This is a genomic window from Veillonella faecalis (assembly GCF_024677885.1).
GTDB lineage: Bacteria > Bacillota > Negativicutes > Veillonellales > Veillonellaceae > Veillonella > Veillonella nakazawae.
In genome coordinates this window covers 503,140-525,944 of record NZ_JALBWL010000001.1, presented here as the reverse complement: position 1 = coordinate 525,944, position 22,805 = coordinate 503,140, and the positions used below count along the sequence as shown (strand labels likewise).

The 22,805-nt window shown below is 35.2% G+C and carries 26 protein-coding genes; 25 read left to right on the top strand and 1 reads right to left on the bottom strand.

What is annotated here, in order from left to right; genetic code table 11:
* Positions 1-11 precede the first annotated feature (11 nt).
* The 11 genes from MOQ65_RS02445 (at position 12) to MOQ65_RS02395 (ending at position 10,935) form a co-directional block, all read left to right on the top strand.
* Positions 12-1,739, top strand: coding sequence for an ABC transporter ATP-binding protein (locus tag MOQ65_RS02445; RefSeq protein WP_257846541.1), 1,728 nt, complete (start codon positions 12-14; stop codon positions 1,737-1,739).
* On the top strand, positions 1,726-3,471 hold the full coding sequence (locus MOQ65_RS02440) for an ABC transporter ATP-binding protein (protein WP_213467824.1): 1,746 nt from the start codon (positions 1,726-1,728) through the stop codon (positions 3,469-3,471). Before MOQ65_RS02445 ends, MOQ65_RS02440 begins: the two co-directional genes overlap by 14 nt.
* A gap of 1 nt (position 3,472) precedes the next feature.
* Positions 3,473-4,267 carry a TrmH family RNA methyltransferase gene (locus MOQ65_RS02435; RefSeq protein ID WP_105085595.1) on the top strand — a complete coding sequence of 265 codons (795 nt, stop codon included), beginning with the start codon at positions 3,473-3,475 and terminating at the stop codon, positions 4,265-4,267.
* 185 nt (positions 4,268-4,452) lie between these two features.
* Positions 4,453-5,307 carry a ChbG/HpnK family deacetylase gene (locus MOQ65_RS02430; RefSeq protein WP_156719112.1) on the top strand — a complete coding sequence of 285 codons (855 nt, stop codon included), beginning with the start codon at positions 4,453-4,455 and terminating at the stop codon, positions 5,305-5,307.
* On the top strand, positions 5,304-6,296 hold the full coding sequence (locus tag MOQ65_RS02425; RefSeq protein WP_257846540.1) for a lysylphosphatidylglycerol synthase transmembrane domain-containing protein: 993 nt from the start codon (positions 5,304-5,306) through the stop codon (positions 6,294-6,296). The genes MOQ65_RS02430 and MOQ65_RS02425 overlap by 4 nt, the downstream gene beginning before the upstream one ends.
* 15 nt (positions 6,297-6,311) lie before the next feature.
* Entirely contained in the window at positions 6,312-6,761 is a 450-nt protein-coding gene (locus MOQ65_RS02420) for an ACT domain-containing protein (RefSeq protein ID WP_005386672.1), read from the top strand.
* Between the two features lie 24 nt (positions 6,762-6,785).
* Entirely contained in the window at positions 6,786-8,075 is a 1,290-nt protein-coding gene (locus MOQ65_RS02415) for a homoserine dehydrogenase (protein WP_227720922.1), read from the top strand.
* Between the two features lie 3 nt (positions 8,076-8,078).
* Positions 8,079-8,993, top strand: a complete 915-nt coding sequence (thrB, locus tag MOQ65_RS02410; RefSeq protein WP_257846539.1) for a homoserine kinase — start codon at positions 8,079-8,081, stop codon at positions 8,991-8,993.
* A gap of 55 nt (positions 8,994-9,048) precedes the next feature.
* Positions 9,049-9,924, top strand: a complete 876-nt coding sequence (htpX, locus tag MOQ65_RS02405) for a zinc metalloprotease HtpX (RefSeq protein ID WP_105089179.1) — start codon at positions 9,049-9,051, stop codon at positions 9,922-9,924.
* A gap of 22 nt (positions 9,925-9,946) precedes the next feature.
* Complete coding sequence (gene ndk / locus MOQ65_RS02400; protein WP_105089180.1) at positions 9,947-10,354, top strand: nucleoside-diphosphate kinase; 408 nt, start codon at positions 9,947-9,949, stop codon at positions 10,352-10,354.
* Between the two features lie 65 nt (positions 10,355-10,419).
* Complete coding sequence (locus MOQ65_RS02395) at positions 10,420-10,935, top strand: cob(I)yrinic acid a,c-diamide adenosyltransferase (protein ID WP_005386667.1); 516 nt, start codon at positions 10,420-10,422, stop codon at positions 10,933-10,935.
* Between the two features lie 47 nt (positions 10,936-10,982).
* Here MOQ65_RS02395 and MOQ65_RS02390 read toward each other — a convergent pair whose 3' ends face one another.
* Positions 10,983-11,318, bottom strand: coding sequence for a hypothetical protein (locus MOQ65_RS02390; protein ID WP_105085603.1), 336 nt, complete (start codon positions 11,316-11,318; stop codon positions 10,983-10,985).
* Between the two features lie 63 nt (positions 11,319-11,381).
* Here MOQ65_RS02390 and cobU point away from each other — a divergent pair, with 63 nt between their 5' ends.
* The 14 genes from cobU (at position 11,382) to MOQ65_RS02320 (ending at position 22,804) form a co-directional block, all read left to right on the top strand.
* On the top strand, positions 11,382-11,960 hold the full coding sequence (gene cobU / locus MOQ65_RS02385) for a bifunctional adenosylcobinamide kinase/adenosylcobinamide-phosphate guanylyltransferase (protein ID WP_257846538.1): 579 nt from the start codon (positions 11,382-11,384) through the stop codon (positions 11,958-11,960).
* The gene (locus tag MOQ65_RS02380; protein ID WP_257846537.1) at positions 11,953-13,470 is read left to right on the top strand and encodes a cobyric acid synthase; all 1,518 of its coding nucleotides are present in this window, start codon (positions 11,953-11,955) and stop codon (positions 13,468-13,470) included. The genes cobU and MOQ65_RS02380 overlap by 8 nt, the downstream gene beginning before the upstream one ends.
* A 12-nt stretch (positions 13,471-13,482) precedes the next feature.
* A complete protein-coding gene (cbiB, locus tag MOQ65_RS02375) occupies positions 13,483-14,475 on the top strand; it encodes an adenosylcobinamide-phosphate synthase CbiB (protein ID WP_105094364.1) in 993 nt (330 codons plus the stop codon).
* Positions 14,475-15,368 carry an adenosylcobinamide-GDP ribazoletransferase gene (cobS, locus tag MOQ65_RS02370; RefSeq protein ID WP_257846536.1) on the top strand — a complete coding sequence of 298 codons (894 nt, stop codon included), beginning with the start codon at positions 14,475-14,477 and terminating at the stop codon, positions 15,366-15,368. Before cbiB ends, cobS begins: the two co-directional genes overlap by 1 nt.
* 65 nt (positions 15,369-15,433) lie before the next feature.
* Positions 15,434-16,318, top strand: coding sequence for a GHMP family kinase ATP-binding protein (locus tag MOQ65_RS02365; protein ID WP_156719120.1), 885 nt, complete (start codon positions 15,434-15,436; stop codon positions 16,316-16,318).
* 24 nt (positions 16,319-16,342) lie between these two features.
* On the top strand, positions 16,343-17,473 hold the full coding sequence (locus tag MOQ65_RS02360; protein WP_213467830.1) for a pyridoxal phosphate-dependent aminotransferase: 1,131 nt from the start codon (positions 16,343-16,345) through the stop codon (positions 17,471-17,473).
* 7 nt (positions 17,474-17,480) lie between these two features.
* Positions 17,481-18,119 carry a histidine phosphatase family protein gene (locus tag MOQ65_RS02355; RefSeq protein WP_257846535.1) on the top strand — a complete coding sequence of 213 codons (639 nt, stop codon included), beginning with the start codon at positions 17,481-17,483 and terminating at the stop codon, positions 18,117-18,119.
* Complete coding sequence (locus MOQ65_RS02350) at positions 18,119-18,817, top strand: pseudouridine synthase (RefSeq protein WP_195185934.1); 699 nt, start codon at positions 18,119-18,121, stop codon at positions 18,815-18,817. Before MOQ65_RS02355 ends, MOQ65_RS02350 begins: the two co-directional genes overlap by 1 nt.
* A gap of 70 nt (positions 18,818-18,887) precedes the next feature.
* Positions 18,888-19,961, top strand: a complete 1,074-nt coding sequence (locus MOQ65_RS02345) for a M24 family metallopeptidase (RefSeq protein ID WP_156719123.1) — start codon at positions 18,888-18,890, stop codon at positions 19,959-19,961.
* Between the two features lie 15 nt (positions 19,962-19,976).
* On the top strand, positions 19,977-20,534 hold the full coding sequence (gene efp / locus MOQ65_RS02340; RefSeq protein WP_060924599.1) for an elongation factor P: 558 nt from the start codon (positions 19,977-19,979) through the stop codon (positions 20,532-20,534).
* Between the two features lie 134 nt (positions 20,535-20,668).
* Positions 20,669-21,049 (top strand): Asp23/Gls24 family envelope stress response protein, encoded by a 381-nt coding sequence (locus MOQ65_RS02335; protein ID WP_060924598.1) that lies wholly within the window; start codon positions 20,669-20,671, stop codon positions 21,047-21,049.
* Positions 21,050-21,061: 12 nt separating this feature from the next.
* Complete coding sequence (locus tag MOQ65_RS02330; RefSeq protein WP_129823021.1) at positions 21,062-21,457, top strand: Asp23/Gls24 family envelope stress response protein; 396 nt, start codon at positions 21,062-21,064, stop codon at positions 21,455-21,457.
* Positions 21,447-21,851 (top strand): transcription antitermination factor NusB, encoded by a 405-nt coding sequence (gene nusB / locus MOQ65_RS02325; RefSeq protein WP_213467831.1) that lies wholly within the window; start codon positions 21,447-21,449, stop codon positions 21,849-21,851. The genes MOQ65_RS02330 and nusB overlap by 11 nt, the downstream gene beginning before the upstream one ends.
* The gene (locus MOQ65_RS02320) at positions 21,851-22,804 is read left to right on the top strand and encodes a Kae1-like domain-containing protein (protein ID WP_227720912.1); all 954 of its coding nucleotides are present in this window, start codon (positions 21,851-21,853) and stop codon (positions 22,802-22,804) included. The genes nusB and MOQ65_RS02320 overlap by 1 nt, the downstream gene beginning before the upstream one ends.
* Position 22,805: the final 1 nt, after the last annotated feature.

Genomic DNA, 22,805 nt, shown 5'->3' with positions numbered 1-22,805 from the left:
AGAGAGGTACTATGAAACCTATAGAGCTATTTATGCAGTTTTTCCGCCGAGAAGGCTGGGTGTATGCCATCGGATTAACTATGCTAATTGCTATTGATATAGCATTTTTATTTGTTCCACAATTCATTGGTAATGCCATTGATACACTAAGTCACAATAAAGAGGGATTAGTCAATTATATTATTTACTTTATTTTATTATTTATTATTATAACGATTCTAAAAGTTATTTCGCGACGCACCTTACTTGGTTCCATCCGTCGTATGGAGTACCTTTTTCGTGAAATCTTGTGTAGAAAAGCATTACAAATAAAAACAACATATTATGAGGCAAATGGACCTGGTAAAGTTATGGCGTTGATGACAAATGATGTTACATCTCTTCGTGTAGCGTTAGGTTTAGGTGTAATGATCGTGGTGGATATTATATTTTATTCCATTGTAGGATCTATTATTTTAATACAAAAAATAGATGGTCTATTAGCTTTTAAAATCATGACACCTGTATTCTTCATTATTGTTGCAATATTTGTGTTGGGCAGAAAATTACGTGCTAAACAGCGTAGTGCTCAAGCTACTTATAGTGATATGACAGAATTTGGGCAAGAATTATTCCAAGGTATAGATATAATTAGAGCCTTTAATCGAGAACGTATTATTTCTGACTCTTTTGAAAAAATAAATAAACTAAATTATAAGAAGAATATGGAGGTTGCCTTACTAGACTCTGTACTAACACCGTTAACGAGAATTGCACCGTTTATTTGTATTAGTATCAGTATTTTCATATGTGGTCACCTAGCTGTAGATGGTCAAATGTCCATAGGTGAATTTGTAACTATCAATTCATTCATTATGCTAATCGTAGGACCTTTAATTGGCTTTGGTGGACTTATTTCGATTGTACAAAAAGGCTTGGCATCTTTAGATCGTATTACCGATTTCTTACGACTACCAATAGAGTCAATTGATGACTCAACTGAAGTATTACCACTTGAGGATATTAATATACGATATTTAGATTTTAATTATGAAAATTCTAAAGGTCATGCATTGTCTCAAGTATCTACAACTATTCGTAAAGGCTCTTTTATAGGCATTGTTGGTAAACCTGGATCTGGTAAAAGTACTCTCTTTAAATTACTCATTGGTTTGCAAGAGTGTCCGCCTAAGTCTATATATTTTGGAAATCAAGATATATCAGATATACCATTATCTAAGCTTAGAAACTCAATTGCTTATGTGCCAACTCAATCTTATTTATTGAGTACTACTATTGAAGATAATATTAAATTTGGTAAAGAATTACCTATGCATGAATCCGTAGAGGTGGCTGCAAAAAAAGCCGACCTATATAGAGATTTAGGTAATCTATTAGATAATGACTTACATACTCTTGCAGAAGAAGGACATGATTTATCTGGTGGTCAAAAGCAACGTATTAATATGGCTAGAGGTTTTTATAAAAATGCACCATATTTATTATTAGATGATTGTTTCTCAGCTTTAGATGCAGTAACAGTAAATACTATTTTAGAGACATTACATACGGTAAATGCACAAACTATATTGTGCATTTCACAGCGTTTAGAGGTTATAGAAAAAGCAGATAAAATCCTTGTATTTGATGAGGGCCGTATTGTAGAAGAAGGTACTCATGAAGAATTATTAGCTAAAAAAGGCTTATATCACACCTTATATGAAGCGCAGAAAGGAGGGGCTAGTAATGAAAAAGCGTAATTTTAAAAATGATTGGGCTTTGTTCTCCTATATAACTGCGTATATTAAGCCTTATTTGGGGATTTTATTATTAGCTACCATTGCGCTAGCTGGCAATTTAGTACTTTTACTTTTAAGACCTTATATAACTAAGCAAGTTATTGATCTCGGCTTTGCTACTAATGATATTAATGTTATCGAATATTATGCTGTAATATATGGTCTTACTATTATTGGTAGTGTGTTATGTATATTTGTAGAAAATTATTTTTTGAAAAGCTTTGGACAAAAAATTATTTATAATATACGTGCCATTGTATTTCAAAAGATACTTCATAAGTCCCATGATGAGTTTTATAAATTACCCATTGGTAATTGGGTAACTCGTATTACTAATGATGTAGAATCACTTCGTACCTTATATACAGACGTACTATTGAATTTAGCGAGTAGCGGCTTAATGATTATCGGTATTTTAGGATTCATGTATGCTATTAATGTACCGTTAGCAATTATCATGACGATTTTATTACCAATCATGGGCGTAATCATATGGGTATTCCAAAAGTTTTCTCGTAAAGCATTCCGTCAAGTTCGCCGTTCTGTAGCTGCCTCTAATGCGAGTATTAAAGAGCTATTAAACTACATAGTCATTGTCAAATCTTATAGCGGTGAAAAAGAAATTGAGGAGCGTTACAATACGGTTAATAAAGGTTTTTTAGAAGCCGGTCTTTTTGAAGTAACAACATTTTCTATTTTCAGACCTCTCGTTGATGGCTTGTTTTTTGTAGCTTTAATCGTCATATTTACTACTACTAATTTGGTAGATTCTGTAGCCGATGCAGGTACTGTATTTGCTTTCATTCAATATATGGATCGATTCTTTCAACCATTAAAGGACATTGCAGACAAATATAATTCCCTGCAAAGTTCATTAGCTGGTGCAGAACGGTTAGTTCCATTATTAGAGGAAAAAGAGCGAAATATGGTAGATGAAGTTCCAAAGGAACTGATTCCAGTAGAATCAATTGAATTTGATCATGTTTGGTTTTCCTATGAGAATAACGATGTCTATGCATTACAAGATTTCACCTTACATATTAAAGCTGGTGATTTTACTGGTATTGTAGGACCATCCGGTAGTGGTAAGTCCACATTATTGTCCTTACTAATGGGTATCTATAAACCTACAAAGGGTTCCATCTACATTAATGGTATTGATATTTCAAAATATGATAGTTCTGTACTTCGTCATTTAATGGGCTATGTATTCCAACAAGCTTACTTATTTAAAGGTTCTATTAAAGATAATCTTACACTTTTTGATAACTCTATATCTCATGATGAAATGGTAAAAGCTGCAAAACAAGTAAATTTAGATTCTATGATTGAACAATTACCTGAAGGCTATAATACACCTGTTGGGTACTTAGGTTCTTTATTATCAGATGGACAAAAGCAATTACTAGCCTTTGGTCGTACATTAATAAGAAATATACCTATTTTATTATTAGATGAAGCAACTGCTAATATTGATAGTCATACGGAAAAACAAATACAAGCAAGTATCGAAAATATCCGTGGCAGTAAAACAATCGTAAGTATTGCTCATCGGCTATCCACCGTACAAGACGCCAATGAAATTGTTTATATTGAATATGGTAAAATAAAAGAAAAAGGTTCTTTCAACGAATTGATTGAGTTAAAGGGCGCCTTTTATAATCTATGGATTCGTCAAAAAAGTGGGAGTTAGCATGGAATTTATCCAATCTAAAGATAATAAAACTATAAAGCATATAGTTTCTCTAGGGCAACGCAAAAATCGTAGTAAATATGGTGAATACATTGTAGAAGGGATTCGTTCCATTCGTGATATTTCAACTATGGGAGTAATAAAAGCAATTGTTATACGCGAATCTAAATGTAAAGATAAAAATATAGAGGCATTATTATCCTTAGAGTCGATGCAATCGATACCTACTTATATTGCTCAAGATCCAGTATTTGATAAAATTGATAACACCGTAAATGGACAAGGTATCGTTGCAATAGTATCTAAACCTAAACATAGTATGGAATCAATTTCTATTGAAGATGGTGTATATATTACATTAGATGGCGTACAAGACCCGGGTAATCTAGGTACGATTTTACGTACCGCTGTAGCGGCAGGTGTGAAGGGGATATTTTTAATGAAAGGTACTGTTGATCCATATAATGATAAGACTGTACGTAGTACAATGAGTGCATTACATAAAATACCAGTTTATGAAGATGTTACATTATCTATGCTTAATGATCTTATTGCAGAATCTAATATGTCTACCTATGTAACTGCCCTAGATAATTCAAAACCATACCATATGGTGGCCTATGATAAACGATGTATGTTGATTTTAGGCAATGAAGGGAATGGTGTAACACCAGAGGTTATGAATCTATGTAAACACCGTATTATGATTCCTATGTATGGAGATATAGAATCCTTAAATGTGAGTGTGGCAGCAGCTCTATGTATGTATAAAGCACAAGAACAATTGATGTGCTAATTAAAATATATTAGGGTTGAATTATGTATTTATGATAAAAATTTATAAGTATATCGAAAGTCCTCTACTAGTATACAAGTAGAGGGCTTTTGTATTGATTTTTTAGCTCTGTATTTGGTACAATAACATATATCCTTTGTGGGAGAACAAAGTTCTCCCTTTTTTTTATGAAAAGGAAGTAAACTATGTCCAAATTAATAGTAAATGCAGATGACTTTGGTCTTCATAGTGCAGTTAATGCTGCCGTCATTGATGGTCATCGTACAGGTATCATTACGAGCACCTCTCTATTAGCGGGAGGCGAAGCTTTTTCAGAAGCCATAAGTATGGCAAAAAATAACCCTAAGTTGGGCATTGGTGTTCATATCGCCTTAGTAGGTGGACTTAAACCGGTATGTAATCCTGCTGAAGTACCATCGCTGCTAACCTCTGAAGGCGTATTTCCAGAAACATATATCGATTTTATGAAGCGAATTTATACTGGAAAGATTAATTATAGTGAATTGCGCAAAGAAATTCACGCTCAAATGGAACGTATTATGGAATCTGGTTTACATGTAACGCATATTGATGGTCATCAACATATGCATGTATTACCGACGGTACTACCAATCGTAATAGAGCAAGCTAAACAGTATGGTATTAATGCTATACGCATTCCAGATGAATCTTCTTTATTTGTCAATTATATGTACTCTCCGGTGCGATTGTTAGGTAAGGTGGGGTTATCCACTGTGGCTGCAAAAGCACGTCCTACAATACGTGATAATGGCATGTATTCCACACAATATTTTTGGGGTATGGTAAATGGGGGACACATTAATCAAAAAACGTTAATGGGTATATTAAAATCCGTATCTAAAAAATCGGGTACTCATGAATTGATGATTCATCCAGGTTTAAATAATACGCTTCTTGGAAATCAATATAAATGGGGCTATCATTGGGAAGATGAATTACAAGCTGTATGTTCCAACCATACGCATTTATATATTAGACAACATAATATTGAGCTAATTAATTATGGAGATTTGATATGAGTAAAATGATGAAGAAAGGCATTTTTATGTTTCTCTTACTATTGGCTGTGTCAATTGGTATCATTTACTACACTATTGATCTAGATGCATTAAAAACAATTTCATCATTTAATAGTATTTCTTTATTATTGGCTTTAGTGGCCTTAATAGTAGGCATGTATTTTGACGGTTTACGTTTACAAAGACTCGTAAAAATCGGAGGATATAAGCTATCTATAAAGGCTGTACTTCGTGTAATCTTTAGTAATTATTTCATGGCTATGTTAACCCCAGGTGCTAGTGGGGGTGCTGTTGCTCAAGTATTAGTATTACGGAGTTATGGTGTGCCAATATCTAAAGGGACTCCTATTGTGTTAATACGTACCGTATTTTCTATTATGTTCCTTGTTATTATGTTACCCTTCGTATTCTTAAGAGATGCTATTGAAATTCCATATATTTCAAGAGATATGCTATTGATTTTTGCAGTAGTATCTGTTATTGCAATGCTGGTAGGTACTTATATCTTACAAACTAAATATATGCGTCAATTCGTATATAACTTAGCACAACGGTTTAAAGCACATAAAACGAAAGATTGGCTTTCTAAATTAGAAACATTGAATCAAGGTTTAGGATTACTATATAAACAACCAATTCAATCGTTTATTGTATTTATTGAATCTGGGTTGAGTCTATTATGCTTATACTGTATTGCGCCAGCATTAATGTATGCTTTTACACCAGATATTCCGATCATTGATATATTAGATCGAATGATTCTATTGAATCTTATTTTATATTTTGCACCAACACCAGGGGGAACAGGGATTGCAGAAGGACTATTTGTAGTATTGTTTAGTACCTTTGTCCCTAATGGAACGGTTGGTATTGTTGCTGTAGCATGGCGCGTTATGGCAGAGTATTTGCCATTTTTTGTCGGCATGTATGCGGTATTAACATTATATGGGCGTCAATTTGTAGCCCAAGAAACTTCAACAGAACAATAAGGGAGTGTGTGTTCTATGACTAAACCAAAAAAAGATAAGTTTTATCTGGTGCAAGAAGATATTTTACCAGAAGCGATAAAAAAGACGATTAAGGTAAAAGAAATTTTGAAACTAGGTGAGGTTAAAACTATTAACGAAGCAGTGGAAAAGATGGATTTGAGTCGTTCTGCATACTATAAGTATAAAGACTATGTATTCCCATTTTTTGAAATTGCTCAAGGTAAAATTGTAAGCATTTATGTTTCAATGTCTAATGAATCAGGTATGTTATCTAGTGTGTTAAAAGCAATTGCAGAACGCAATGGTAGTATACTGACTATCAATCAAGACATTCCTCTACAAGGTATAGCTAATAGCAGCATTTCCTTTGAAACTAAAGACTTACAAGGTTCATTAGAAGATTTATTATTAGATATTCGCTCTATGAAGGGCATTATTAAAGTAGAAATTTTAGGCCAAGCATAGGCTAATTAAGAGAGTAGGACAATTATGACCACTATAAAAATTGCGTTATTAGGTTTTGGTACTGTTGCACAAGGTACATTTAATTTATTGCAAGATAATGCTGAGTTAATTAGAAATCGTACAGGTGTTAATGTTGAAATTTCTAAAATCTTTGTACGTAATCCTGATAAATATAGCCATATTACATTGCCTGAAACAGCTCAATATGTAACAGATATTGAGGAAGTACTAAAAGATGATTCCATTCAAATGGTTGTGGAATTAATGGGTGGTACAACCTTTGCTAAAGATTGTGTAGAAGGTGCTTTAAAGGCTAAAAAAAATGTAGTAACTGCAAATAAAGATTTGTTAGCAGAATCCGGCCCATATCTATTAGACTTAGCTAGCAAAAACGGCGTAGATTTACGCTTTGAAGCATCTGTATTAGGTGGGATTCCAATTATCCGTACATTATATGAGTCCTTAGCTGGCAACCGTATTACAGAGCTCATCGGTATTATGAATGGTACTACAAACTTTATTTTAACTAAAATGTCTGAAGAAGGTTTAAGCTATCAAGACGTACTAAAGGAAGCGCAAGATCTTGGTTATGCTGAGGCCGATCCTACAGCAGACGTTGAAGGTCTAGATGCGGCACGTAAACTTGCTATCCTTGCATCTATTAGTTTCAATCGTCGCATTTTCTTTGAAGATGTATCCGTAGAAGGTATCACTTGCATTGATACGGAAGATATTAAATTCGGTAAAGAATTTGGTTATAATATCAAGCTATTAGGTATTGCAAAAGAAACTAGTCAAGGTTTATCTCTAAATGTATACCCAGCATTTATTCCTACCACACATCCTTTAGCATCTGTTCGCGGTTCTTATAATGCGATTTATGTAAAAGGTAATGGTATTGATGATGTAATGCTATACGGTCGTGGTGCTGGTAGCTTACCTACAGGTAGCTCTGTAGTATCCGATATTATGGAAGTAGCTAAAAATGTTTCATACAACGAAACAGGTCGATTGAAACCATTCTATTATGACCAAAAGAATATTTACTCCCCTGGTAAGATTCAATCTAGCTATTACTTACGTTTGGAAGTAGATAATAAAACAGGTGTATTAGCTAAAATTTCTGCCAAATTAGCAGAACAAAAGATTTCTGTTTTATCCATCGTTCAAAGAAATATGGATCCAGAAACTGCTGTATTAGCGATTGTAACATCTAAATGTCCTAGATCTTATATTTTAAATCTTATCGATTCCTTTAACAGCTTGCGTTCCGTTAAGTCTGTTAATAGTGTAATTCGTATTATGGAAGCTTAAACTATGAACACTGTTCGCGTACAAGTACCAGCCACTAGTGCTAACTGTGGACCTGGTTTTGATTGCTTAGGTTTGGCACTCAATCTATACAACATTTTTAGCTTTATACCTGATGTAAAAGCTACAGAATACACCTATACTTTTGAAGGTTTTGGCGCAGACATTTTACGTGCTGAAGATCCTAAAAAAAATCTTATTGGCTTTGCGATGGATCAAGTTTTTGCTACTGTGCAAGAACCAATTCAATATGGACATATTACGTCTGAAACTTTAATTCCTCCATCTCGTGGGCTCGGTAGTAGTAGTACAGCAATTGTAGGCGGCTTATTATTGGCTAACGCGTTAGTTAAACACCCACTTTCAAAAGAGGAATTGTTAGTCATTGCAAACCGTATGGAAGGTCATCCAGATAATGTGGCACCTGCTATTTTCGGTAATTTATGCTGTGCTACAGGCTTAAAAACAAAGGTATTAAATACGGTTATCTCTGTTCCATCTGAATTGCATTTTGCCGTAGTCGTACCTGAGGTTATGGTTTCTACAGAATACGCTCGTTCTGTGTTACCTAATCATGTACCATTTAAAGAGGCTGTGCAAAATGTGAGCCATGCATCTTTATTTGTAACTAGTTTGATTACACATCAATTAAGCAATTTATCTGTTGCATTAGATGATAATTTGCATGTACCATATCGTAAAACATTAATACCACATTGTGAGGCAGCCTTTGAAGCAGCTAAAGCTGCTGGTGCATATGGTGCAACTATTAGTGGATCTGGTTCCACTCTAATTGCCTATGTAGATAAAGCCCACGTACAAGCTGTGGCAGATGCTATGGGTGCTGTATTTACATCTAATGGAATTGAAAATAGAACATATTGCTTAGAAGCCGATAGTAAAGGAGCATCAATTATTTAGTTTGTGGTATAATTATAGTGTTAGGCATAGTCCATAACTATAATTGGAGGAAACTATGAACAATATAAAAACAACGCTTTTATTAGCGACTTTGACGGCCATTTTAGTGGTCTTAGGTGATATGATTGGCGGTAGAAGTGGTATGATGATTATGTTCGTTATATCCATGGGCATGAATTTTATGTCCTATTGGTATAGCGACAAAATCGTTTTAGCACAATATGATGCACAACAAGTTACGGCACAATCTAACCCAAAATTATATGGCATGGTAGAACGTTTGGCTAAGAATGGTAAGTTACCAATGCCAAAAGTGTATATCATTCCAAGTGATGTACCTAATGCATTTGCAACAGGCAGAAATCCGAGTCATGCAGCAGTTGCTGTTACAGAAGGTATTCAACGACTATTAACAGATGACGAGCTAGAAGGTGTTCTAGGACATGAATTAACCCATGTTAAGAATCGTGATACATTGATCAGTACTATTGCTGCTATGATGGCAGGCGCAATTTCTATGATTGCTTATGTGCTTCAATTCTCAGCGATTTTTGGTCGTTCAGATGACCGTGAAGGCTCTAACCCGTTAGAGTTAATAGGCGCCATAGTTATTGCACCTATCGCAGCAGGACTCATTCAAATGAGTATCTCTCGAGCTCGTGAGTTCTTAGCTGATGAGGGGGGCGGAGAGATGTGTCGCAATCCTTTAGCTTTGGCATCTGCCCTTGCAAAAATTGATTACTATTCAAAACATGGTGCATTGCCAAATGCAAGTAATGCAACAGCCCATATGTTTATCATCAACCCTATGGTTGGTATTGGTGAAAGCTTGAGCAATCTTTTTAGTACACATCCTCGTACAGAGGAACGTATTGCAAAATTGAAACAACAAGCAATGAATCCTAAATATAAAGAGAAAGCATTATTTTAATTAATATCTACAGGAGGATATCATGCAAGAAACATTAGTTTTAATAAAACCAGATGCAGTTAAGCGTCAATTAAGTGGTGAAATTATTAGCCGTTATGAACGTAAAGGTCTTGTCATTAAAGCGTTAAAACTTTTACAAGTACCTCGTGAATTAGCGGAAGAGCATTATGCTGAACACAAAGAAAAACCATTCTTCGGTGAATTAGTTGATTTCATCACATCTGGTCCAGTTCTTGCTTTCGTATTGGCCGGAGACAATGCCATCGTATCTGTACGTGCTTTAAACGGTGCCACAAATCCTGTAGATGCTGCCCCTGGTAGTATTCGTGGTGACTATGCCCTAACAATGGATGCAAACGTAGTACATGCGTCTGATTCTCCAGAGGCTGCTGCTCGTGAAATTCATCTTTGGTTCCCAGAATATAAATAATCTCAAGGTTGAGAACATGTAGCTTTTTATTCTACATTTATGTATTTCTATAGGAGGTAATACATATGGCAAGTAGTGTTTATACAAAAACAGGCGATGCTGGTACAACTGGTTTATATACCGGTGAACGAGTACCTAAATCCTCTTTACGCGTAGAAGCTTATGGTACAATCGATGAATTACAAGCCTTTTTAGGCTTGGCTCGTTCCTATGCTGAAAATCCACGTGTTGCTACTGAATTATATGATATTGAGCGCAACTTATGGACTTTAATGGCAGATATTGCTAGTTTAAATGCGGCGCCAGTCATTACAGAGCAACATGTTAAACATTTAGAAAAGGTTATTGATCGCTTTGACGAAAAGCTTGAACCATTATCCAATTTTGTGATTCCTGGTGAAAAACAATCTTCAGCTTATTTACATGTAGCGAGAACGATCACTCGACGTGCTGAACGTGATTTATGGCGTGTATTAGATGCTGGTGAAAGCGTTCATGAATCTAATTTAAAATATTTAAACCGTCTATCCGACCTTTGCTTTATTATGTGTCGCGTAGAAGAGGAAATTGGAGCTGAATAAACAAAAAAAGCTATGTATTTTACATAGCTTTTTGCTCGTTATAGACCTTATTGTGAAATTGTTTGATTTAAAACATCATGAGGACTTGGATAGTAGAAGAAAATATGAGGAATTTCATAACGGAATTTTTCTCTCAATAGATCAGAAAGTGTTGTTTCGAAGTTTATAATCTTATCAGCTCCGAAATCGAAATCTTCTACTAAAACCAATAACTGTGGTTCTACTTGAGGTGCATTTTCTGGTAACATTTCTGGTGGTAGTGGAACATTTACTACTACACGTGCGGTGCCAATATATTTACCTTGTCCATCGTCGATGGCAACACGATAGGTATTATCCCATAAAGTAGCCATCATTTTTAGTTTCATATTCATAATTTCCATAGTATCGCTCCTTTGTTATACTTATAATGATACTGAAATTATAAATTCTTGTATAGGTGCATTATGAAATCACAAATTATATTATGTTCCGGTGGGGCACGAAGTGGAAAAAGTGAATTTGCAGAACGTTTAGCCCTTGCTACAGAAGGTCGAAAAGCTTATGTAGCAACAGGACAAGCTTTTGATGATGAAATGGTTGATCGTATAAAGAAACATCAAGAGCGACGTGGTAATATATGGACGAATTTTGAAATACCATTATATTTGGCCGAAGAGTGGCAACATATTAGCAGTGTAGCGGATGTAATACTCATAGACTGTTTAACCATGTTTACAACAAATCATATGATGGCTCATGGGTCAATTCAAGGCCAAGAAGATGCAAATCGGTTAGAAGATATGGTACTTTCAGAATTAGAAGCATTATTAAATCTAATCAAAGCAAGTGATGATAAAATAGTTATATTTGTAACTAATGAAATTGGTCTAGGTATTGTACCAGATAATAAGCTAGCAAGATATTTTAGAGATATTGCAGGCCGCGTCAATCGAACAGTAGCAACTGAGGCTGACAAATTATACTTAACGATTAGTGGCGTTACCATTGAATTAAAATCCCAGGAGGTTCATATAAATGGCTAAGAAAATTATGTTCCAAGGAACAAGTTCCAATGTAGGCAAAAGTATTTTATGTACTGCATTATGCCGTATCTTTTATAGAAGAGGTTTTAAAACTGTTCCCTTTAAAGCTCAAAATATGGCCCTCAATTCTTATGTGACAAAATGGGGCGATGAAATTGGTCGTGCTCAAGTAGCGCAAGCTGAGGCTGCTGGCATAGATCCAATTGTACAAATGAACCCTGTGTTATTAAAACCTACAGGTAATCAATCTTCTCAAGTTGTATTGATGGGGAAACCTGTGGGCGTTTATAGTGCTAAAGAATACCATACAAAATATTCCTTAACCGCTCTTGATAAGGTAAAAGAATCTATCGATTTCTTAGATTCCAATTTTGATATGATGGTTATTGAAGGTGCAGGTAGCCCTGCAGAGGTAAATCTCAAGGCTAATGATATCGTAAATATGCGCATTGCCAAGATGACGAAAGCACCTGTATATCTCATCGCTGATATCGACCGTGGTGGTGCCATAGCATCTATCGTTGGTACCTTAGAATTACTAGAACCAGAAGAACGAGATCTTATTAAAGGTATTGTTATCAATAAATTCCGTGGTGATATTAAACTATTAGAACCTGCACTTACCTTCATTGAAGAAAAAACAGGAAAGAAGGTAGTTGGTGTCATTCCTGCTATTGAAAACCTTGATATTGATGAAGAAGACTCTGTTGCACTGGAAAACAAACGCAATAGTGGAGCTAAAGAAATTCAAGTAGTGGTTATGCAAACACCTAAAATTTCTAACTTTACTGACTTTGATGCATTAAATTATGAACCAGATGTATCTGTTCGATTCGTCGGCCCTGGCGATGTTATTGGCAATCCGGACTTAATCATTTTACCGGGCTCCAAAAATACACTAGCAGATCTTACATATCTTCGTAACTCTGGTTTTGCCGATGAAATAAAAAAACTTGCTGACAAAGGTACACCTGTTATTGGTGTATGTGGGGGCAATCAAATGTTGGGCAAAACAATTTATGATCCGCATCATATGGAAGGAGATATTGAAGAAATTGAAGGCCTTGGTTTAGTCGATTCTTCTACGACTATGAAGGATCAAAAAACAACACATCAAGTAGAATTCAATGTTTCAAATCTTCAATTTTTAAATGGTACATTTACAGGTGAAAAACTAGTAGGCTATGAAATCCATATGGGTGATACTACACCATTAGTAGATACTGTGCGCCGTTGTTTCACCATTACAAGTCGCAGTGAAGAAGCCGTTAATGTAGTTGATGGTTTTATCGATGGTAATCACCAAGTAATGGGGACATATATTCATGGTGTGTTTGATAATGATGAATTTAGACGCTTTATTATCAATCAGTTGCGTGAACGTAAGGGGTTAGAACCATTAGATGTAGTATTCCATTATTTCGAACACAAGAATGCAGCTTATAATCGATTAGCTGATATTGTAGAAGAACACTTAGATATGGATTATATTATGTCTACCTTGGGGTAATAGGGGAGATATATGGAACATTTAACAATCTTGCATTGGTTTACAAAGTATAGCTTTGTATGTATACCAGTCTTAGCATTTTTATTAGATTTACTCATTGGAGATCCTAATAGTAAATACCATCCTGTAGCTATTATTGGTCGCATTATATCTTTTTTTGAAGCAGTTCTCTATAAAGATACTGATAACGATACTAAAAAATTATGGTACGGTGGTATTGCGGTTGGCTTAATCCTCGTTTCTGTATATATTATAGTGTCTTTAATATTGTGGCTTGGTGGCGTAATTGATGAATGGGTAGAATATGCTCTTGAAGTAATTATTTTATATATTGCTATATCTCCACGTTCACTAGCTGGTGCAGGCTTTACTATTAGCCAATTAATTAAACAAGATAATATTGTAGAAGCACGCAAGCGATTATCTTGGATTGTAGGTCGCGATACAGAAGAATTAGATGAAAGTGAAATCACACGAGCTACGGTAGAAACCATTGCAGAAAACACAGTGGATGGGATTATTGCTCCGTTATTCTTCTTTATCCTTGGCGGTCCAATGGGTGCAATTCTATATAGAACTGCCAATACTATGGACTCTATGCTTGGGTATAAGAACCAAAAATATTTATACTTTGGTCGAGTAGCAGCTCGCTTTGATGACGTGCTCAATTGGATTCCTGCACGCATTACCTTTATATTATTAATAATTTCTGCATTCTTTTTACGCTTTGATGCTAAAAAAGCCCTACAAATTGGCTTGCGTGATGCCCATAAGCATCCAAGTCCTAATGGCGGTTATGCAGAAGCACCAGTTGCAGGAGCCTTACATATTCGATTAGGTGGTTACAACCAATATTTCAAAAAAATGACCTTCCGTGAATACATGGGAGATCCCATTGAAAAATTAAATCGTAACCACATTACACGTACAATTTATATGATGTATTTTACGACTATACTAATGATTATAATTAGTACAGCCATTACTTATGGGATGAATGTATAATGACACCTTTTTTCATAGCATTACAGTTTCTAACACGTTTAAAAATCGTTAATCAAACAGAATGGTCTGTAGAAGATTTTGGTAAATCCGTTGTAGCCTTTCCCTATGTAGGCTTAATTATTGGCCTTATTTTAGCATTATTGTATGGTATATTATCACCATTTATACCGTTAGTACCATTGATGTTAATCCTTGTTATAGCGGAATTCTTAATTACAGGTGGTCTCCATGCTGATGGCCTAATGGACACCAGTGACGGTTTATTTTCTGGACGTGAAAGGGACCGTAAGTTAGAAATTATGAAAGATAGCCGTATAGGCTCTTTTGGTGTTGTTGCTTTTGTATTTGTTACACTTTTAAAATGGCAATTATTAACAGCGATTCCAACAGCGGAATTTATTCCAATGGCACTAATTATGATGCCATTAATGAGTCGTTGGTCCATTGTTTTGAGTATTCGATCCTATCCCTATGCACGAGAGCAGGGGATGGGGGCTGCATTCGCTAATTTAGCACCAAAGCATGTTATTACGTACAATACACTTTCAACCTTCTTTATGCCTATTGTAATATTACTAATTGGTGTAATTTTATATACCCTTTTATATGGTGTATATTCTATTTTTTCCATAGCTGATGTAGGCTATGTTGTTGGATTAGGTGTATTGGTTTACGCTACATTAGGTATTTTTCAAATCAATATTGTAAGTATGATTATTACCTATATTATCAATCGTATACTCAACCATTATATTGTTAAGCAACTTGGTGGTACTACAGGTGATACTTACGGATTTGTTGTTGAAGTTACAGAGGTTTTATTACTTTTAATTTATATTATTATATTATCTGTATTATCTGCTTCTGTGGCTTCTAATACTACGATGTTTTAATACTTATTTATCCATTGTTTTATAAAAACAATTACTGTTTTTGTTTAATGCGAAAGGAGTTTAATGTGACCTATTATGTAAGAGCCCCAGGTACATGTGGGGAATTTCTACAAGGTTCTATTAATGGCCAGTCATTTTTAGTGACTTGTCCTATTAATCGTTACTCCTACGCATTAAGTAATGTAAAACATCCATTTTCACAACATTATTGTGCATTACAACCTAAGTCAGCTCTGGCAAGACAATTAGTACAACGATTATTAGAGAAAAAAAATAAAGATCAAACTTGTCCACCTGTATATGTACGTTCTGACATTATACAAGGTAAAGGGATGGCTTCAAGTTCTGCTGATATTTCTGTAACGGCTATGGCTACCGCTTTAGCTATGGATTATAATTTATCACTAAAAGAACTAGAGCAAATCTGTTTATCCGTAGAACCTACAGATGCTTCATTTTATCAAGGTGTTACGCAGTTTGATTATATTAAAGGTACCATTTCTCAACCACTAGGAATGTGTCCGCCATTGAAAATTCTTGTATTTGATGAAGGCGGTAGTATAGATACAATTACCTTTAATCAACAAGTAGATTTACAAACTAAAATTTTAGAAAAAGAGCCTATTATACGTGAGTCACTAGATTTATTTAAACAAGGCTTAAAAACACATGATATCAATTTAATTGGTCAAGCAGCTACATTGAGTGCTTTTGGTAATCAACGCATACTATATAAAGCAAACTTATATGATTTTCACGATATAGGAAATTACTATAACAGTGTTGGTACAATCATAGCTCATAGTGGTACTATTATGGGACTGCTATTTCCAGTAGATTACAGTCGCATTGATGATTGTAAGCAAGAAATCATACGTAAGTTACCTCACTTATCCTATGTGGATACAGTAGAAACAACAAATGAAGGATTAACCTATATTAAACGATAATATATTTAATAGAAAGAGAATTATATGTCTAAGATACATGGGGGCAATATATTTCAGTTTGCCCATGAACAACGAATTGAACCATATGAGGTGGTCGACTTTAGCGCTAATATTAATCCCCTTGGACCTAGTCAACGTGGATTAGACGCATTAAATGCACAATTGCGCTACATTTCTCATTACCCTGATGCTACCAATGATGATGTATTAAATGCTATTGCTGATACATATGGAATGGATAAACATCAAATTATAGTTGGTAATGGTGCAGCCGAGCTATTATATGCTATTTGCCGTTTACCTGGATATACAGGTGCTTTTGTACCAGCACCAGGATTTTCTGAGTATAAAGAGGCTCTTGAAGCAAGTAAGATTCCTGTACGTGATATTTTTTATCGACCTCGGGAAGATGATAATGGAAAACCTTATTTTGAGGTACCATATTTGGCATTAGAAACCTTTGCAGCTGAACTAAAAGGGCAAGATGGTCGCATCATTGTATTTTTAGGTAATCCTAATAATCCAGATGGTACATTACTTGATAAAGATCATATTCGCACTGTAGCGAGCATGTTGAAAGATGCAAATAGCTTACTTGTTATAGATGAATCATTTATCGATTTTGTTGGAAATGATCCATTACAAGATAATGAGCATTCTATGCGCTCTTTAGTAAATGAATTCGATAATATCATCGTAGTTCATTCCTTCACAAAATTCTATGCTGTACCTGGTTTACGCATTGGTGCCGCTTTTGCTAACGAAACATTAATTACTCAATTACAGCAATATATTCCTAGTTGGTCTGTAAACACATTAGCGCAAGCATATACAAAGGCGGCCTTGAATGATGTGGATTACATTAAGCGAACTAAACAAGAATTAAATGACGAAAGAGCATTTATGTACAATGCATTAGATGATATAGAAGGAATTACTGTATATCCACCTTCAGCTAATTTTATTTTGTTCCAAGTTAATCAAGAAGGAATTACAGCAAACTATATTAATGAAGAGCTAAAAAAATATAATATGATTGTGCGCAATTGTGACTCCTATGTAGGTTTAACTAATCACTGGGTACGCATTGCTATTAAAGATCATGATACTAATATTAAACTGGTGGATAAACTGACAAATATTTTGAAAGTATAGGAAGATTATGAAGACATTATATATTGTGCGTCATGGTGAAACTGATTGGAATAAAATGGGTAAATATCAAGGTATTACAGATATTCCCCTCAATGAAAACGGTTTGAATCAAGCTAAAGCATGTGGTAATGCCCTTAAAGATGTTACCTTTGACCGTATCTTATCTAGTGATTTAAGTCGTGCCTTAGTTACAGCCGAAACGATTCGAGGTGACCGCACAACATCTATCAAAGTAGATAAACGATTGCGAGAGCTTAATTTTGGTGACTGGGAAGCTATGCTATTTTCAGACATTGAAGCGCGTTGGCCCGGCCTTATTGATGAGATGTATTTGCGTCCTCATCTTGTAAAAGTACCAAATGGCGAAAGCTTTAAAGATTTGCAAGATCGTGCCTGGGCAGGTCTGGAAGAATTCCTCAATGTTAATGATGAGGAAGAGACTCTTTTAATAGCATGTCATGGCGGAACAATTAGAACCTTATTATGTAAATTATTAGATATTTCTATTAGTCATTGTTGGAATTTTAGCCAAGGTAATACAGCTATTAACCGTATTTTCTATAATGGTATGGGCGAATATGATCATAATATTTTGAATTTGCTCAATGATACAGCTCATGTTGAATTACTCCAAGGACATGTATGATGCGACTCGATAAATTATTAGCTAATAAAGCTTATGGCAGTCGAAAAGAAGTTCATCAACTCTTAAAGGATCAAAGAGTTACTATTAATGGTGAAATAACAACAAAAAAAGATATCCACGTTGATATTGAATCTGATGTAATAACAGTTGATGGACAAGTGGTTAATACTAAGCAGCAGTATTATGTAAAATTTCATAAACCCAAAGGCTATGTTACAGCTGTGGAGGATGCAAATCATCCTGTTGTAATGGATTTATTGCCACCTGAATATATTAAAATGGGTGTGGTCCCTGTGGGAAGATTAGACAAGGATACAGAAGGATTACTGTTGCTTACCAATGATGGTGTTTGGGGACACTCAATCATCAATGGTAATAAACATGTATCCAAGGTTTATTACGTAGAATATGATGGTGAGTTAACAGAAGAAGGAATTCAACGTATAAAAGAGGGGATTGTACTAGGTGACGGAACCCATTGCAAGCCTGCTTTAATTGATGTTGTATCTTCTCAATCTCTGCATATTACCATTGAAGAAGGCAAATATCATCAAGTAAAACGTATGATTGGTGCTGCAGGCGGTACTGTTACATATTTAAAACGGTTAACTATAGGCCATATAGATTTAACAGGCATAGAAGAAGTTGGTTCTGTACAGGACTTAACCATTGGTGATATAGAGGCTTTCAAAAAATAGCATAAAATTCTATTCAATATAGGTATTTTATGGTAAGATTAATTGTACTTTATAGACTAGGAGCATGATTATGAATGGTTTAAATCTGCTACAACAGTATATTAAAGAGCAAGAATTAACAGGCGTCATTTTGATGAGCCCTATAAATTTACATTATTTTGCTGGTTTTACTGGTACTACAGGCTTTGCTATCATTACACAAGATAAAGCCTTTATGATTACTGATTTCAGATATACTGAACAAGCTACAAAACAATGTGAAGGATATACAGTCATTCAATATGAATCCTCTGTTATGGATACTCTTGTAGATATATTCAATGAGCATCATATTCACGAAGGTTTATTCGGTATTGAAGGCAAGCAAATGCCGGTAGATACGTATGAAACCTTATGTGATACATTAGATGAACGCTTTAATTTTACTTCTATCAATTTTGCTAAACTACGAGCAGTTAAGCGAGAAGATGAATTAGAATTATTGCGAAAAGCTGCTAAAATTGGTGACGACGCCTTTGCTGCATTATTACCACAATTAAAGGTAGGAATGACAGAAAACGAAGCGCGCATCATATTAGAAACAGAAATGTTAAAACGTGGATCAGAGGAACCTTCCTTTGCAACCATCGTTGCTTCTGGTAACCGTTCTAGTATGCCTCATGGTGTAGCTAGTGATAAGGTCATTGAAGCAGGTGATTTTGTTACCTTCGACTTTGGCTCCGTATATAAGGGTTACCATTCCGATATGACTAGAACTATTGTAATGGGTCCTGCCTCTGAATTGCAAAAAAAGCTGTATAGTATAGTTTTAGAAGCACAAAAACGCGGCGTAGCTGCTGTTCGGGCTGGTATTACCGGTAAAGAACTCGATGCAGTATGTCGTGATTATATCAAAGAACATGGATATACCAAGGAATTTAATCACGGTACTGGTCATGGCGTAGGTCTTGAGATTCACGAAGAACCAGTGGCTAATACAAAATCCGATACGGTATTTACAGAAAATATGATCATTACGGTAGAGCCCGGTATTTATATTACAGGTACTATCGGATTGAGAATAGAGGATAGTGTCATCGTCAAATCTGACGGCTATGAGGTGTTGACACATAGTCCAAAAGAGTTAATTGAAATAGGTATTTAGAAGGAGAAGAGTTAGATGATTTCCAGTAATGATTTTCGTCCAGGTGTAACCGTTGAAATCGACGGTAATGTATGGCAAGTAGTTGATTTCCAACACGTTAAACCAGGTAAAGGTGCTGCATTCGTACGTACTAAAATGAAAAATTTGCAAACTGGTTCTGTAGTAGAACGTACGTTCAATGCTGGTGAAAAAGTTCCTAAAGCACATGTTGACCGTCGTCGTATGCAATACTTATACGAATCTGATGGCGCTTATACATTCATGGATAACGAAACTTATGATCAAGTTGAACTTAACCTTGAACAACTAGGTGATGCTAAAAACTTCCTTCTTGAAAATATGGAAGTATCCATCATGTTCTTCCAAGGTATCGTAATCGGTATCGATTTACCTGTAGCTGTTGAACTTCGAGTAGTTGAAACAGACCCTGGTATCCGTGGTGATACTGCTACTGGTGGTAACAAACCAGCTGTATTGGAAACAGGCTACACTGTAAAAGTACCTCTCTTCATTGAAGTAGATGATGTACTTCGTATTGATACTCGTACAGGTCAATACATCGAACGTGCCTAATACTTATTGATATGTATTGGGGCTAGATCTTTTCATGGAATCTGATTCCCCATATATCTAACATTTGCACTGTAAGCACTTGTCGTCTATGTAATTATATATAGGGACAAGTGCTTTTTTTGAAAGAGGCCAGTATGACCAAGAAAAATACTGAACTAGAGTCGGGTAAAATTAAGATTAGTGAAGATGTATATGCTACGATTGTCACTATAGCTGCACTTGAAACGAAGGGTATACATCATATGAGCTCCACCTTTAATGATGGTGTTAATACCTTCTTTAGACGTAAATCTGATCATGAAGGTGTAAAGATATCATTTAATGATGAAGGAGCAATTTCTGTTACTTTATATGTTTGCATTCAATATGGGTATCGTATCCCTGATGTGGCCTTACGTTTACAAGAACGTATCAAAACAGCTTTAGTTTCTTATACAGAAATTGAGGTACAAACCATTGATGTAGTGGTACAAGACATTATTTTTGATGATTTAGTAACACCATCACAGCCTTAGGAGGGTATCTATATGAGTTCAGACAATCAATTAAACTATGGATTAGATATGGATACCATTGATATTGCAGACTCTGTCATCATCGATGTAGCTACTAAAACGTTAGCTACGATTCCAGGTATTCATTCTTTAAGCCCTCGCTTTTACGATGAATTAGTAGAGGGCATTACACATGCCTTTGGTCAACGTAGTTTACCAGGTATCAATGTTAAACATCGTAAAGGTTTTATTGAAATCAATATTTATATTAAAGCCTTGTATGGATACAATCTTATTGAATTATCCAAACAATTGCAGTTAGAAATCAAACAAACCTTAAAGAATATGCTTGATCTTGATCATGTTAAGGTTGATGTTCATATTGAAGGTATTGTTAAAGAAAAGGAGCCAACTCCACATGGTAATTAAGCGAAATCGACGTGAAGCACGTCAATACGCATTTCAAATGTTATATGCTAATGAATTTCATGTAGACCAAAGTGATGTTCAATTTCCAGAAGGACATATGCATAAATCTATGGATAAGGCCTATGCGAATAACATTATAAATGGTGTATTATCCGCTTCTGAAATTATAGATGCCGCATTACAGCCATTTTGTAAATCACGTAAAGTTGAAAACTTAGACAAGGTTGATCGTGCTATTTTACGTATTGCTCTATGGGAAATGACAAATGAAGATGAACCTTTAGAACCATCTATAGCTATTAATGAAGCTATTCAATTAGCTAAAGATTTTGGTTCTGATTCTTCCTATAAATTAATTAATGCAATTCTAGATGCATATAATAAGAGTAAATAATGAAACGATATTACTTAGGCATTGATACTAGTTGCTACACTACAAGTTGTGCCATTATAGATAGCGACTTTCAAATAGTTGGGGAAGCTCGCAAAATATTAGAGGTCAAACAGGGTGAGCGAGGACTACAACAATCAAATATGGTCTTTCAACATACAAAGGCATTGCCTAAGTTGATATCTGAATTGCCACAACTACCAATTAGCGGTATCGGTGTTAGTGGTTTTCCTAGACGTGAGGAAAATTCCTATATGCCAGCCTTTATGGTAGGGCTAGGGTATGGTCAATCTCTAAGTCATATGATGAATGTACCGCTACACGTTTTTGCACATCAAGAAAATCATATTTTAGCTGCCCTTCGAGAATTAAAAACAATTCCCAGTGAACCATTCTTAGCACTTCATTTATCAGGTGGTACTACGGAGCTCGTGTATTGTCATTATAAAGGTGAAGGCATTTTTGATTCTCATATTATCGGTGGTTCTAAGGATTTACAAGGCGGTCAATATGTAGATCGCATCGGTGTAGCTATGGGCTTGCCATTTCCAGCAGGGAAGCATCTTGAAGCATTAGCATTACAAACTACCGAATATGAACCGTTGCCATCTTCGGTAAAAGAAGGTTGGATCAGTTTTGCTGGTCCATGTAGTGCAGCTATGCGACGTATAAGTGATTCTATGAATGATACAGAAAAGTCTAACTTAGCGAGAGCTGTATTCACATCCATAGGAAATGCATTAGAAAAAATGATTACCTATCATTTACAAAATAAACCGGTTCAAACATTAATTGCCGTTGGTGGTGTAATGAGCAATAGCTTACTTCGTCATCGTATGGAGCAGTATTGTAGACGTAACCATCTTACATTACATGTAGCACAGCCACAATTTTCTGTTGACAATGCCACTGGCAATGCTTTTGGCGCAGCTTTTTTACAAGAAACTAGAGGATAAT

Bases quoted from the DNA above. Each gene is read 5' to 3' on its own strand.
- MOQ65_RS02430 (WP_156719112.1), top strand. From the start codon at position 4,453: ATGTCCAAATTAATAGTAAATGCAGATGACTTTGGTCTTCATAGTGCA.
- cbiB (WP_105094364.1), top strand. From the start codon at position 13,483: ATGGAACATTTAACAATCTTGCATTGGTTTACAAAGTATAGCTTTGTA.
- MOQ65_RS02395 (WP_005386667.1), top strand. From the start codon at position 10,420: ATGGCAAGTAGTGTTTATACAAAAACAGGCGATGCTGGTACAACTGGT.
- MOQ65_RS02425 (WP_257846540.1), top strand. From the start codon at position 5,304: ATGAGTAAAATGATGAAGAAAGGCATTTTTATGTTTCTCTTACTATTG.
- MOQ65_RS02335 (WP_060924598.1), top strand. From the start codon at position 20,669: ATGACCAAGAAAAATACTGAACTAGAGTCGGGTAAAATTAAGATTAGT.
- MOQ65_RS02390 (WP_105085603.1), bottom strand. From the start codon at position 11,318: ATGGAAATTATGAATATGAAACTAAAAATGATGGCTACTTTATGGGAT.
- thrB (WP_257846539.1), top strand. From the start codon at position 8,079: ATGAACACTGTTCGCGTACAAGTACCAGCCACTAGTGCTAACTGTGGA.
- MOQ65_RS02320 (WP_227720912.1), top strand. From the start codon at position 21,851: ATGAAACGATATTACTTAGGCATTGATACTAGTTGCTACACTACAAGT.
- efp (WP_060924599.1), top strand. From the start codon at position 19,977: ATGATTTCCAGTAATGATTTTCGTCCAGGTGTAACCGTTGAAATCGAC.
- MOQ65_RS02440 (WP_213467824.1), top strand. From the start codon at position 1,726: ATGAAAAAGCGTAATTTTAAAAATGATTGGGCTTTGTTCTCCTATATA.
- cobU (WP_257846538.1), top strand. From the start codon at position 11,382: ATGAAATCACAAATTATATTATGTTCCGGTGGGGCACGAAGTGGAAAA.
- MOQ65_RS02350 (WP_195185934.1), top strand. From the start codon at position 18,119: ATGCGACTCGATAAATTATTAGCTAATAAAGCTTATGGCAGTCGAAAA.
- MOQ65_RS02355 (WP_257846535.1), top strand. From the start codon at position 17,481: ATGAAGACATTATATATTGTGCGTCATGGTGAAACTGATTGGAATAAA.
- MOQ65_RS02415 (WP_227720922.1), top strand. From the start codon at position 6,786: ATGACCACTATAAAAATTGCGTTATTAGGTTTTGGTACTGTTGCACAA.
- MOQ65_RS02360 (WP_213467830.1), top strand. From the start codon at position 16,343: ATGTCTAAGATACATGGGGGCAATATATTTCAGTTTGCCCATGAACAA.
- MOQ65_RS02380 (WP_257846537.1), top strand. From the start codon at position 11,953: ATGGCTAAGAAAATTATGTTCCAAGGAACAAGTTCCAATGTAGGCAAA.
- ndk (WP_105089180.1), top strand. From the start codon at position 9,947: ATGCAAGAAACATTAGTTTTAATAAAACCAGATGCAGTTAAGCGTCAA.
- nusB (WP_213467831.1), top strand. From the start codon at position 21,447: ATGGTAATTAAGCGAAATCGACGTGAAGCACGTCAATACGCATTTCAA.
- MOQ65_RS02435 (WP_105085595.1), top strand. From the start codon at position 3,473: ATGGAATTTATCCAATCTAAAGATAATAAAACTATAAAGCATATAGTT.
- MOQ65_RS02330 (WP_129823021.1), top strand. From the start codon at position 21,062: ATGAGTTCAGACAATCAATTAAACTATGGATTAGATATGGATACCATT.
- htpX (WP_105089179.1), top strand. From the start codon at position 9,049: ATGAACAATATAAAAACAACGCTTTTATTAGCGACTTTGACGGCCATT.
- cobS (WP_257846536.1), top strand. From the start codon at position 14,475: ATGACACCTTTTTTCATAGCATTACAGTTTCTAACACGTTTAAAAATC.
- MOQ65_RS02420 (WP_005386672.1), top strand. From the start codon at position 6,312: ATGACTAAACCAAAAAAAGATAAGTTTTATCTGGTGCAAGAAGATATT.
- MOQ65_RS02345 (WP_156719123.1), top strand. From the start codon at position 18,888: ATGAATGGTTTAAATCTGCTACAACAGTATATTAAAGAGCAAGAATTA.
- MOQ65_RS02445 (WP_257846541.1), top strand. From the start codon at position 12: ATGAAACCTATAGAGCTATTTATGCAGTTTTTCCGCCGAGAAGGCTGG.